The sequence below is a fragment of the Streptomyces sp. HPF1205 genome (assembly GCF_020400825.1).
Classification (GTDB): Bacteria; Actinomycetota; Actinomycetes; order Streptomycetales; family Streptomycetaceae; genus Actinacidiphila.
Genome location: NZ_JAINVH010000002.1, coordinates 348448 through 361076, shown reverse-complemented (window position 1 = coordinate 361076; position 12629 = coordinate 348448). Strand labels below are relative to the sequence as shown.

10 protein-coding genes are annotated in these 12629 nt (G+C 74.3%); 4 read left to right on the top strand and 6 right to left on the bottom strand.

All coding sequences use genetic code 11. The annotated features are described in order from the left end of the window. Positions 1-279: 279 nt before the first annotated feature. A complete protein-coding gene (locus tag K7G61_RS03830; RefSeq protein WP_225845200.1) occupies positions 280-4029 on the top strand; it encodes a BTAD domain-containing putative transcriptional regulator in 3750 nt (1249 codons plus the stop codon). Positions 4030-4118: 89 nt separating this feature from the next. Here K7G61_RS03830 and K7G61_RS03825 read toward each other — a convergent pair whose 3' ends face one another. The 6 genes from K7G61_RS03825 to panB form a co-directional block, all read right to left on the bottom strand. After that, positions 4119-4952, bottom strand: a complete 834-nt coding sequence (locus K7G61_RS03825) for an ABC transporter permease (protein WP_225845123.1) — start codon at positions 4950-4952, stop codon at positions 4119-4121. Further along, complete coding sequence (locus K7G61_RS03820; protein WP_374204050.1) at positions 4949-6019, bottom strand: ATP-binding cassette domain-containing protein; 1071 nt, start codon at positions 6017-6019, stop codon at positions 4949-4951. The genes K7G61_RS03825 and K7G61_RS03820 overlap by 4 nt, the downstream gene beginning before the upstream one ends. A gap of 217 nt (positions 6020-6236) precedes the next feature. After that, positions 6237-6929 (bottom strand): anti-sigma factor, encoded by a 693-nt coding sequence (locus K7G61_RS03815; RefSeq protein WP_225845121.1) that lies wholly within the window; start codon positions 6927-6929, stop codon positions 6237-6239. After that, on the bottom strand, positions 6926-7549 hold the full coding sequence (locus K7G61_RS03810) for a sigma-70 family RNA polymerase sigma factor (protein WP_263983822.1): 624 nt from the start codon (positions 7547-7549) through the stop codon (positions 6926-6928). The genes K7G61_RS03815 and K7G61_RS03810 overlap by 4 nt, the downstream gene beginning before the upstream one ends. Positions 7550-7553: 4 nt before the next feature. Continuing rightward, positions 7554-7814 (bottom strand): hypothetical protein, encoded by a 261-nt coding sequence (locus K7G61_RS03805; protein ID WP_225845119.1) that lies wholly within the window; start codon positions 7812-7814, stop codon positions 7554-7556. Positions 7815-8064: 250 nt separating this feature from the next. Then, complete coding sequence (gene panB / locus K7G61_RS03800) at positions 8065-8949, bottom strand: 3-methyl-2-oxobutanoate hydroxymethyltransferase (RefSeq protein ID WP_225845118.1); 885 nt, start codon at positions 8947-8949, stop codon at positions 8065-8067. 159 nt (positions 8950-9108) lie between these two features. On the opposite strand from panB, the gene K7G61_RS03795 reads away from it, so the two are divergent. The 3 genes from K7G61_RS03795 (at position 9109) to K7G61_RS03785 (ending at position 12610) form a co-directional block, all read left to right on the top strand. Then, positions 9109-10707: an MFS transporter gene (locus K7G61_RS03795; protein WP_225845117.1), complete on the top strand. Its 1599-nt coding sequence runs from the start codon at positions 9109-9111 to the stop codon at positions 10705-10707. Then, the gene (locus K7G61_RS03790; protein WP_225845116.1) at positions 10704-11408 is read left to right on the top strand and encodes a TetR/AcrR family transcriptional regulator; all 705 of its coding nucleotides are present in this window, start codon (positions 10704-10706) and stop codon (positions 11406-11408) included. The genes K7G61_RS03795 and K7G61_RS03790 overlap by 4 nt, the downstream gene beginning before the upstream one ends. Positions 11409-11689: 281 nt before the next feature. Beyond that, positions 11690-12610 carry an endonuclease/exonuclease/phosphatase family protein gene (locus tag K7G61_RS03785; RefSeq protein WP_374204049.1) on the top strand — a complete coding sequence of 307 codons (921 nt, stop codon included), beginning with the start codon at positions 11690-11692 and terminating at the stop codon, positions 12608-12610. Positions 12611-12629: the final 19 nt, after the last annotated feature.

Genomic DNA, 12629 nt, shown 5'->3' with positions numbered 1-12629 from the left:
GAACGGGGCGGGGTCGGGACGGGCGGTTCGGTGCGCCGGACAGGACCGGGCCGGGCCCGATCATGTCATCCGCGGCGGTGACGGCACAGGCCGTGCCCGGAAAACGCTCGGCGCCGGGGCGGGGTTCCGCGCGGCCGGCGACCGGGCCGGGACCGGCCGCCGGCCGGCCGCGCGGGGCGGACCGCCGCGCGCCCGGGCGCCTTCGGCCCGGTCGCCGGGCCTGTGGACAACTCGGGGCGGGCGGACGGCCGACTCCGTAACAATGGGGCTGTGCGATACATGATCCTCGGTACGACTCAGGTCCTGCGGGACGACGGGACGCCCGTCGCGCTCGCGGGCGGGCGGCTGCGCGCGCTCCTCACGGCGCTGGCGCTGCGGCCCGGCCGGGTGATCGGCGCGGATGCGCTCATCGACGAGGTGTGGGACGGCGAGGCGCCCGCGGGCGCCACCGGCGCGCTGCAGGCGCTGGTCGGACGGCTGCGCAAGGCGATCGGGCACGAGGCGGTCGGCTCGGTCGACGGCGGCTACCGCCTGGAGGCCGCGCCGGAGGACGTCGACCTCCACCGCTTCGGGCGGCTCGCCGAGGAAGGGGCGCGGGCACTGGCCGACGGCGACCCGGTCAAGGCCGTCGGCCTGCTCGGCGACGCGCTGGCACTGTGGCGCGGCCCCGCGCTCGCCGACCTGCCGGACCGCGCGACCGCCGCCGTGCGCACCGAGTCGCTCCGGCTGGACACCGCGCGGCACCGGATCACCGCCGAGCTGGCTCTGGGCCGCGCCGACCGTGTGCTGCCCGACCTGGCCGAACTCGTCGCCGCCCACCCGCTGGACGAGCCGTTGCGCGCCCTCCACATCCGCGCCCTGCGCGCGGTGGGACGTACCGCGGACGCCCTGGCGGCGTACGAGGCGGTGCGGGTCGAGCTGGCCGACCGGCTCGGCACCGATCCCTCGGCCGAACTGCGCGCCCTGCACGCGGAACTGCTCAACCCGCGGGACGCGGCCGGCGCGCCGGGCGGTTCACCGTGGGCCGCGGCCGGGCGGGCCGCCGCCGGGCTGGCGGGAGGGGACTCCATCGCGAGCGCGGGCGGTACGACCGGGGCCCCGCCGTCCCCCGGGCCGCGGGCGGACGGGCCACGCGGGTCGGACGGCGCCTGGGCCGAAGGGGCGGGCGGCGCTTGGGCGGGCAGCTCCTGGGCGGGCAGTTCCTGGGCGGAGGGGACGGCGGACGGGACGGGCCGGGCGGTGGCGGGCGGCCGGGCGGCCGTGGGCCCGCGGACAGACGGTTCGGGGCCGAGCGGGCGGCCGGACGGGCAGCGCCGGCCGGGCGCGGGACCCCGCCCGGTGGGCAACGCGAGGGCACGGCTGACCAGCTTCGTCGGCCGGGAAGGCGAGCTGGCCGCCGTGCGGGAGGACCTGGAGCATGCCCGGCTGGTCACGATCACCGGGCCCGGCGGCACCGGGAAGACCCGGCTGTCGCAGGAGACCGGCGACCAGGTGGCGGACCGCTGGCCGGACGGCGTGTGGTACGCGGAGCTGGCCCCGGTGAGCGATCCCCGGACCCTGCCGGAGGCCGTGATCAGCTCGCTGGGCCTGCGCGAGACGCTGCTGCACGCCGGCGGCGCGGCGGAGGCGGCCATCGCCGCCGAGATCAAACCGAAGGACCCCACCAGTCAGCTCGCCGACTACTGCGCCGGCCGCAGCCTGCTGCTGGTGCTGGACAACTGCGAGCACGTGATCGACGCGGCGGCCACCCTCACCGAGCGGTTGCTGGCCGCCTGCCCCGGAGTGTCCGTGCTGGCCACCAGCCGCGAACCCCTCGGCGTGCCCGGCGAGTTGGTACGCCCGCTGGACCCGCTGCCGGACCCGACCGCGCTGCGGCTGCTCGCCGACCGGGGGGCGGCCGCCCGGCCCGGCTTCCGGGTGGACGACGACCCGGTGGCCTGCGCCGAGCTCTGCCGGCGTCTCGACGGCCTGCCCCTGGCCATCGAGCTGGCCGCCGCGCGCCTGCGCAGCCTGTCACCGCGTCAGCTCGCCGACCGCCTCGACGACCGCTTCCGCCTGCTGACCGGCGGCAGCCGCACCCTGCTTCCCCGCCAGCAGACCCTCCGCGCCGTCGTCGACTGGTCCTGGGACCTCCTGCACCCCGCCGAGCGCGTCCTCTTGCGCCGCCTGGCCGTCTTCCGCGGCGGCTGCACCCTGGAGGCCGTCGAGTCGATCTGCGCCGACCCGGGGGAGCCGGTGGTCGCGGCGGCCGGTCCCGCCGCCGCGGGCCCCGGCCGGATCGAGGCAGCGGACGCTGCTGCCCTGCTGGCCTCCCTGGTCGACAAGTCGCTGGTGCTGGCCGACCTCACGCCCGACGGGGGGCGGTACCGGATGCTGGAGACCATCGGCGAGTACGCGGCCGAGCGGCTGGAGGAGTCGGGGGAGCGCGAGGCCGTCGAGCGTCGCCACATCGCGTACTACCGCGAGTACGCGAGGACCGCCGACCCGCGGCTGCGCGGCGCCGGCCAGCGGGTGTGGTTCGACCGGCTGGAGCGCGAGCACGAGAACCTGCGGGCCGCGCTGCGCCGGGCCGTGGCCGCGGGTGACGAGCAGGAGGCGCTGGTACTCACGCTGAGCTGCGCCTGGTTCTGGGAGGTGCGCAACTACGTCTCCGAGCGCCGCCGCTGGCCGGCCGCGGTGGCGGCGATGGGCCCCGACCCGTTCGAGCATCCGCCGGCCCTGGAGCCGGTCGAGCGCGGCCCGCTGGACGACCCGCCGCCGCTGACCGGACAGCGGCTGATCGAGGCCCGCCGATGGGTGCGGGTGGTCGACATGGCCGCGGCCGAGGGCGAGGTCGAATGGTGGACCGACCCGGCCCTGGTCGCCGTCGGCCAGAGCATGATCGCGGCCTACCCGCCGCATCTGCCGCAGTCCGCCCGCCCGCCGGGCATCCTGCGTGCGTACGGTGCGTTCTTCTCCGGCGATTTCGACCGGCTGCGCACACTCGTGGACGACACCGTCGAAGCCTGCCGCCTCCACGGCCGCGACTGGGAGCTGGCCTTCTCCCTCCAACTGCGCGCCAAGATCAACAACGATGCCGCGGAACGCCTGCCGTTGTCGCTGCGCGACATCGAGGAGAGCCGCGGCATCTTCCAGCGGCTCGGCGACCAGTGGGGCACCGCCGAGACACTCGCCGCGGAGGCCGAGGCGGCGTCCAACAGCGGTGACTGGGAGCGCGCCGCCGCCTGCTGCCGCGAGGGCGGCGAACTGGCCCGCGCGATCGGCTCCCACCAGCATGTCCCGGTCTTCACCGTCCGGCTCGGCGACGCCCTCGCCAACTGCGGCCAGGTCGAGGAGGGCGAGCGGCTGCTGCGCCAGGCCATAGAGGAGGCCGACGGGTTCGGCGCCACCGCGGACGGCACAGCCTTCTACGGCCGGGTCCTGCTGGCCAACCTGCTGCGCAACCGCGGCGCGTACGGCGAAGCGCTGGACGTGATCGAGTCCGCCATCACGACGCATGAGACGGGCAAGGGCCGCAGCGGGGTGCCGGGCTTCGTCAGCAGCCTGCTGTACGCGATGAAGGGAACGCTGATCGGGCGGCTGGGCGAGCCCGAGGCGGGCATCGCCCTCTTCACCTCGGCCATGAACGATCTCGTCGCCCACCCGCTGGCCGAGGTGATCACCCCAAGGATCGGCATCCTGCTCACGCCCGGCGCCATCGAGCTGCTGGTCCTGCTCGCCGAGCGGGATACCGCCCCGGCCGGCGGAGGCGAAGCACACGGCGGCGACGCGGCCGGCGGAGCCGAAGCACACGGCGGCGACGCGGCCGGTGCGAAAGCCCTGGCCAGGGCGCGCCGCGCCGCCGTTCTGGCCGGCGCCCACGACCGGTTGCGGCCCACCGCGGCACCGCCGGCCGAGACCCGGTCCCTCCACGCGGTCGTGACGCGGGTCCGGGCGCTGCTCGGTGACGAGGCGTACGAGGCCGCGTACGCCGAGGGCGGCGGCCTCACCAGCGAGGAGGCCGCCCCCCTCATGCGCGACGTGGACTGACGCCCGCGGCCCGACCTGCGGCCCGACCCGCGGCACCGCCGTACCGGGGTCGGGGACGCGGCCGGGGTCGGGACCGGGGCCGGGGTCGGTCAGGTCTTCTTGCGGAACCGCGCGACCGCCAGCGGTGCGGTCACCGCCGTGATGCCCACCGACCAGGCCAGCGTGACCCAGACCGAGTGCGCGACCGGGCCGCCGTTGATCAGCGCCCGTGCCGCGTCGGCGAGGTTCGACAGCGGGTTGACCTTGGTGAAGCTCTGCAGCCAGCCGGGCATCGTGGTGGGCTTGGCGAAGATCGAGCTGCCGAACTGCAGCGGCATCAGCACCAGCATGGCCACTCCCTGCACCGCCTGGGCCGTCTTCATCGTGAGTCCCAGCAGGATGAAGATCCACATCAGCGAGGCGCCGAAGACCGCGGACAAGGCGATGGCGGCCAGCAGGTGGAACATGTCGGTCGATATGGTCAGGCCGAGCGCGAAGCCCATGCCCAGCAGGATCGCCGTGGCGATCATCATCCGGCCGAGCTCCACCACGATCTTGGCTATGAGCACCGAGGACCGCGCTATGGGCATCGTCCGGAACCGGTCCATGACGCCCTTCTGGAAGTCGTCATTGATACCGGTGCCGACGGCCATGGAGATGTTCATGCCCATCATCGCCATGAGGCCGGGTATCACGTAGTTCACGTACTCCTGCTGGTGGCCCTTGCCGGAGACCGCGCCGCCGAAGACGTACACGAACAGCAGGGTGAAGATCACCGGCATCAGGACCGCGTCGAACATCGACTCCGGGTCCTGCTTGATCTGGAGCATGTTGCGGCGGGCGAGGGCGCCGATGTGCCGCAGGTTGTTCCGCAGGCCGATCCGGCCCTCGCCGGCCGCCGCCGCCTTCGCCGGCGCGCCCGCCGTCACTGTCGCCGCGCTCATACCCCGACCTCCACTTCGTCCTTGGCTTCCTCGGCGGCACGGGTGCCGTCCCTGCTGTCCGTGCCGTCCGTGCCGTCGGCGCCGCCGCCGTCGGGCTGCCGCGTGCTCTCCGGCTTCTGGCCGGTGATGGCCAGGAACACCTCGTCCAGGCTCGGCAGATGGGTGCCTATGCCGGCGAGGGAGAAGCCGCGCGCGCCCAGCAGGGCCACGACGGCGGTGAGTTGCTCGTCGCTGGCGATCGGCACGTTGACCACGCCCTCGGCCGGGTCGGGCTGGGCGCCCGCCACCCCGTCGAGCCGGGCCCCGGCGAGCGCGGCGGCCATCGCCGGGACGTCCGCCGGATCGGCCGGCCTGATCCGCAGGGTGCGCCCGCCGACCCTGGCCTTCAGCTCCGCGACCCCGCCGGTGGCGATCACCCGGCCGCGGTCCACGACCGTCAGCTCGTCCGCGAGCTGTTCGGCCTCCTCCATGTACTGGGTGGTGAGCAGGACGGTCGCGCCGTCGGCGACCATCGAGCGGACCTCGTCCCACACCTCGTTGCGGGTGCGCGGGTCCAGACCGGTGGTCGGCTCGTCCAGGTACAGCACCGCCGGCCGGCCGATCATGCTCGCCGCCAGGTCCAGGCGGCGCCGCATCCCGCCCGAGTACTGCATCGCCGGCCGCCTGGCCGCCTCCGTCAGCGAGAACCGCTCCAGCAGTTCGTCCGCCCGCGCCCTGGCGTCCTTGCGGGACAGGTCCAGCAGCCGGCCGATCATGTACAGGTTCTCCCGGCCGGACAGCTTCTCGTCCACCGAGGCGTACTGGCCGGTCAGGCCGATCGCCCGGCGCAGCTGCCGGGGCTGGGTCAGCACGTCGTAACCGGCCACACGGGCGGTGCCCGCGTCCGGCCGCACGAGCGTGGACAGCACCCGCACCAGTGTGGTCTTGCCCGCCCCGTTCGGGCCGAGCACGCCGAGCACGGTGCCCTGGCGCACGTCGAGGTCCACCCCGTCCAGGGCCTTCGTCGGACCGTAGTGCTTGACCAGCCCCCGTACCTCGACGGCGGCCGTCCCGCCGTTGTCCGTCATCCGTCGCGTCGTCATGCCCACCACCATGACGGGGCCCGCCGACACCGCGCCCATATCCCGCCGACACGCCCCCGCGGCGCCGCGTGCCCGCCACGTCGGTGCCGTGTCGGTGCCCTGTAGGCGGGACGTCGGCGGGACGCGGGTGGGACGCCAGCGGGACGCGGGCGGGACGTGAGCGGACCCGGACGGGGACGTCGGCGGGACGCGCGCCGGCCGGTCAGGCGGGCTGCACGGGCACGCTGACCAGCAAGGACCCGTCCGACGCGCGGACCTCGAAGCGCTTGATGTCCTTCTTGCGCAGGCCGGTGGCGCCGTGCACGGTCAGCGGGGTGGGCTGCGCGCTCGTGCCGTAGCCGGCGTCGGGCACCGACCAGGTGGCGACCGTCTGCCGGGCGCCGCGCGGGCCGACCGCGACCAGGCTGCAGGTCAGCGGGCCGCGTACACCGCTCAGCCGCAGGTCGACGGCGGTTCCCCAGGCCTTGTCGGCGACCCCCACGACCGCCGACGCGCCCGTTGCCGGATTGCTCGCCGAGTGCCGGTCGGACGCGAGCACCGGGGCCGCGGCGGTTCCGCCGCCCGCGCCGGCCGACGTGGCGACCACGGCCACCGCGGGACCACCGACAACCAGCACCGCGGCCGTGGCCACCGCCGCCAGCCGGCGTCGCCTGCGCGTACGGCGCTCGTCCGACACCCGCGCCAGCAGCCGGTCCAGCATCGCGTCGCCGCCGGGCGGCTCGGCGTACCAGATGCCGTCCGCGCGCAGCTCCTCCAGGACCGGCAGCACCCCGCTCAGCTCGTCCAGCTCCCGGCCGCACTCCTCGCACCCGGCCAGGTGCTCCTCGAACCGGGACATCTCCTCGTCGTCCAGCGCCCCGAGCAGATAGGCGCCCACGTCCGCATGGGGTGTCATGAGGTGGTCACCCCTCTCTCCTCCAGCGCGTTCCGCAGGGCGCGCAGTCCGTAGAACACCCGGGACCGCACGGTGCCGGGCGGCAGTCCCAGCTCCTCGGCCGCCTCGTTGACGGTACGGCCCCGGAAGTACGTCTCGACCAGCACCTCGCGGTGGGCGTCCGACAGGTCCCGCAGGGCGTCCGAGATCGTCATCAGCCGCAGCGACCGCTCCAGTTCGTCCCGCGCCGGAAGCTGTTCCAGGGCGGCGGGAGAGGTCTCCCGCGGCCGAGACATGCGTCCGCGGTGGCCGTCGATCACGATCCGGCGGGCGACGGTCACCAGCCACGGCCGCAGCGACCGCGCCGAGGCGTCCAGCTTCGAGGCGTTCTTCCAGGCCCGCAGCAGGGTCTCCTGGACGACGTCCTCCGCCTGGTGGCGGTCGCCGGCGACCAGCCGCAGCACGTAGGCGTACAGGGCGCCGGCGTGTTCGCGGTACAGCGCCCGCATCAGCTCCTCCTCCGGAGCCGCGTCCGCTCCCGCCGCCGGGCCGTCCTGGGGAGGTGGGGGTGGTCCGTCCACGCCCGCATCCTGCCGTACGCGCCGCTCCCGGTCGAATGCGCGCAGTGCCGCACGTGCCATCGGATCAGTACCCGTAGCCGCCGCCGCTGGACGGCGCGTTCGTCGGCGAGGAGCCCGAGCCGGAGCCCGAGCCGGCCACGGCCGTGCCGCCGGCCACGGCCGCGCCCCCGGCCGGCGACCCGGAAGATCCGCCTTCGCAAGACGCGGACGACGATCCCGACCATCCCGATGATCCCGACGACGTGCCGCGCGCGGTGGCGGCGGCCAGGATGCCCGCGGTGAACACTCCGGCCACCGCGGCGTGCCGGCGAGTGAAAACGGTCATGGCGACTTCCCGTGTCCGGTGCCTCCGCCGCCGAAGCGGCGCTCGGCGACATATACGGAACGGGGGGCCGAATTACTCGGAACCACTCGGACGCCGTGCGGGGAGCGGGCCGGCGGGCCCGGTCGCGGCGGCGGCGCGGCTGATGACCGCGGCGCCGCCGCCGGGCCGGGCCCGTGCCGGCGGAGCCGTCGGCGGAAGGCGTCCACCGACGGGGGGAGGCCGGTGGAAGGCGTCCACCGACGACGGACGGTCAGTGGAAGGTGTGCGCCTCGGCCGGGAAGGCACCCCCGACGACCTCGTCGGCGTATGCCCGGGCCGCGTCCCCGAGGACCTGCCGCAGGTTCGCGAACTGCTTGGTGAAGCGCGGCACCTTTCCGCCGGTCATGCCCGCCATGTCCGTCCAGACCAGGACCTGCGCGTCGGTGTCGGGGCCGGCGCCGATGCCGATGGTCGGGATGTGGAGGGAGCGGGTGACCTCGGCGGCCACCTCGGCCGGGACGAGTTCGAGGACGACGGCGAAGGCCCCCGCCTGCTCGGCCGCCTTCGCGTCGCGCAGCAACTGGTGGGCGGCCTCGTCGCCGCGGCCCTGGACGCGGTAGCCGAGGGTGTGCACGGACTGGGGGGTGAGGCCCAGGTGGGACATGACGGGGATGCCCGCCTGGACGAGGGTCTCGGTCTGGGCCAGCGAGCGCTCGCCGCCCTCCAGCTTGACCGCGCCGACCCCGGACTCCTTGATCAGCCGGGTGGCGCTGCGCAGCGCCTGGACCGGGCCCTCCTGGTACGAGCCGAAGGTCAGGTCGCCGACGACGAGCGCGCGGCTGGTTCCGCGCACCACCGCCGCAGACAGCATGGCCATGTGGTCCATGGTGACCGGCACGGTGGTGTCGAAGCCGAGGTGGCAGTTGCCCATCGAGTCCCCGACGAGCAGGACGGGGATGCCCGCCTCGTCGAACACCGACGCGGTCATCGCGTCGTAGGCGGTGAGCATGGGCCACTTCTCGCCGCGCTCCTTGGCGGCGAGCAGGTCGCGCACGGTGACCCGGCGCGTGCCGGCGCCCCCGTAGAGCGCCCTGGGGTTGTCGGTGGCCCGCGCGGAGTCCCGCGGGGGCTTCTGGGCAGCAGGAAGTTGCGTCATGGTGACGGCTCCTTCATGTCATCTCGAGGCGCCCTCACGGCGTCCCCGGACCACCTCCATGCTGGCACGACCGCCCGCACCGGGAAAGGGGAGACGGGTTTTACCACGGCTTTACGATACGAGACGGCTCCGTATCGTTAATCGACGTACGCTGCTTCCATGGCCGCATCTCAGCTATCTCAGATATCCGTCTCCGGGACGATCCACCGCCGCCGCTGGGCGATCCTGGTCACCCTGCTGTTCAGCGTGCTCGTGGTCGTCCTGGACAACTCGATCCTCAACGTGGCGATGAAGACCATCGCCCAGCCCGCTCCGACCGGCCTCGGCGCCTCGCAGAGCGAACTCGAATGGGCGATCAACTCCTACACCCTCGTCTTCGCCGGCCTGCTGTTCACCGCGGGGCTGCTGGGCGACCGGCTCGGCCGCAAGAAGGTGCTGCTGGCCGGCATGTTCGTCTTCGGCGCCGGGTCGGCCGCGTCCGCGACGGCCGGTTCGGCCGCGCAGTTGATCGCGTTCCGCTCGGTGATGGGCCTGGGCGGCGCGCTCATCCTGCCCGCCACCCTCGCGATCATCATGAACGTCTTCGAGCGCGAGGAGCAGCCCCGCGCCATCGGCATCTGGTCCGGCGTGGTGGGCCTGGCCATCGCGGTCGGCCCGATCACCGGCGGCCTGCTGCTGCAGCACTTCTGGTGGGGCTCGGTCTTCCTGGTCAACGTGCCGGTCGTGATCGTCGGCCTGATCGGGATGGCCGTCCTCGTACCCGACTCCAAGGACCCCAGGCCCGGCCGGCTGGACCCGATCGGCGTGCTGCTGTCCATCGCGGGCCTGGTCCTGCTGGTCTACGGCATCATCAAGGGCGGCCAGTACGGCGACTTCGGCCGCCCCGAGGTCTGGGGCACCACGCTGGGCGGCGCGGCCGTCCTGGCCGCCTTCGTGGCCTACGAGTCGCGCAGCGACCACCCGGCGCTGGACATGGCGTACTTCAGGAAGCGGCAGTTCTCGGCGTCCGTCGCCGCCATCGGCCTGATCTTCTTCGCGCTGATGGGCGTGACCTTCTTCGTGGTCTTCTACACCCAGTCGGTGCGCGGCTACAGCGCCCTGCAGTCCGGCCTGCTGCTGCTCCCGCTCGCGGCCGCCCAACTGGTCTTCGCGCCCAGGGCACGGCTGCTGGTCGACCGGTTCGGCGCCCGCGCGGTCTGCGTGGGCGGGATGACGCTCACCGGCGTGTCCTTCCTCGGCTTCCTGCTGCTGGGCCGGAGCACGCCCATCTGGGTGCTGGAGGTCACGTTCTTCCTGATGGGCACGGCCATGGCGCACGTGATGCCGCCGGCCACCGTCATGATCATGTCGTCGCTGCCGCGGGAGAAGGCGGGCTCGGGCTCCGCGGTCAACAACACCTTCCGGCAGGTCGGCGGCGCCCTCGGCGTGGCCGTCCTCGGCTCGGTGATGTCCACCCTCTACCGCAACGGCGTCCGCGACCACCTCGGCGTGCTGCAGCCCGGCGCCCGGCACTCGGCCGGTGAGTCGATCGAGGCGACCCTCGCCGTGGCGGAACGCATGGGGCCCAAGGGTCAGGCGCTGATCCAGCCCGCCAACGACGCCTTCCTGCACGCCATGCACATCACGGCCGTCGCCGCGGCCGCGGTCGCCCTGTTCGGCGCGGTCACCTCCCTGGTGTTCCTGCCCGGCAGGCAGGCCGACGCCGCCGTGGCCCCCGGCGCCGCCCCCGAGCCGGAGAAGGTGGGTGCCGAGCAGTGACGGACTCCGCCGCGGGCCTCGCCGCCTCGTCCGCCGTCGCGGCGGGTACGGCCCCGCCTCCACCGGCCGCGCCGCCGCCTGACCCGCGGCGGCCGGACGCGGCGGGGCCCGCGGGCGGCCGCCGCGGACGGCCGCGCAACGCCGCCGTCGACAGCGCCGTCATCGAGGCGGTGCTGCGGCTGGTGTCGGAGGGCACGAGCATCGCGGAGCTGTCCATGGAGAGCGTCGCCAAGGAGGCCGGTGTCGGGAAGGCGACGGTGTACCGCCGCTGGCCCGGCAAGGGCGCGCTGCTGCTGGACGTGCTCACCGCCGTCGAGGAGCCGCCGCCCGAGCCGGCCGGCCGGGACCTGCGCGAGGACCTGATCGCCCAGGTCGACGGGACCCGCCGCCGGAACCTGGCCAAGCAGGGCAACGCGCTGCTGCGCAACATGCTGATGTACCTGCACAGCAGCCCCGAGTTGTGGGCGCGTTACTACGAGGGCGCCATCGTGCCCCGCCGCCGCGTCCTGGCCCGGCTGCTCGAACACGGTGTCGCTACCGGCGAGTTGCGGCCCGCTATCGGCGAGGACCTGGAACTCGCCGTCGACATGGTGGTCGGCCCCGTGCTGTACCGGGCGACCATCCGGCCCGACCGCCTGACCGACGAGACCCTGCCCGAGCGGATCGTGAACGCCTTCCTGGAGGGCGCGAGGGCCGCATGAGCCCCGCGGCGTGCCCGTGCCCTCCCGTATGACCGTCTCGTCACAGCACACCCGAACGCAGCACTGCCCGGAACCCACCGCCCCCCGCGGTCCGTCGCTTCTCATACCGATCCCCTAAGGTCGGCAGAGCAACCGGCACGGCAGCGAGGTTCCACATGACCCAGGCGCACGGCAGCACGGACGCGACGACGGACGGCACCGGCAGGCCCGAACGCGGCGCCGTACCGAAGCTGCGGGCCGGACTCGTCGAGCCGTTCCTGCGGTGGTGGCGGCCGCGCGGCATGTGGCGGCGGGGAATCGTGCTGGCCGCGGTCGCGGTGCTGCTGGCGCTGCTGCTGTCCTTCCACTCCCGCCTGCCCAACCGGATAGGGAATGTGGGCAGCCTGTCCGAGACGTTCCTGCCCTGGTCGGGCCTCGCGGTGCCGGTGCTGCTGGTGCTGGCGCTGGTCCGGCGCTCGACGACCGCGCTGGCCGCCGTGGTGCTGCCGCTCGCGCTGTGGCTCAACATGTTCGGCGGGCTGCTCACCGACAAGTCCCGGCCCGGCGGCGACCTGACCGTCCTCACCCACAACGTCAACGCGCAGAATCCCGACCCCGACGCCACCGCACGGGACGTCGCCGCGGCCGGCGCGGACATCGTGGCGCTGGAGGAGCTGCCGGAGGATCAGGCGCCGCGCTACGCCCGGGATCTGGCGGCGGCCTACCCGTACCACTCGGTCCAGGGGACGGTCGGGCTGTGGAGCCGGTACCCGCTGCACGGAGTGCGTCCCGTGGACATCAGGATGGGCTGGACCAGGGCGATGCGGGCCGCGGTGAGCACCCCGCACGGGCAGGTCGCGGTGTACGTGGCGCATCTGCCGTCGGTACGGGTGAAGTTCGACGCGGGGTTCACCGCGGGCCAGCGCGACCGGGCGGCGGACGCGCTCGGCCGGGCCATCGCCGGGGAGACGCTGCACAGCGTGGTGCTGCTCGGCGACCTCAACGGCACCATGAACGACCGCGCGCTGGCCTCGGTCACCTCGCAGATGCGCTCCACCCAGGGCGCGGCCGGCAATGGCATGGGCTTCAGCTGGCCGGCGTCGTTCCCGATGGCCAGGATCGACCAGATCATGGTCAAGGGCATCGAGCCCAGGTCGTCCTGGACCCTGCCGAGGACGGGCAGCGACCACCTCCCGGTCGCCGCCCGCCTCCAACTGCCCTGACGCGGGCTCGGATCGGCGC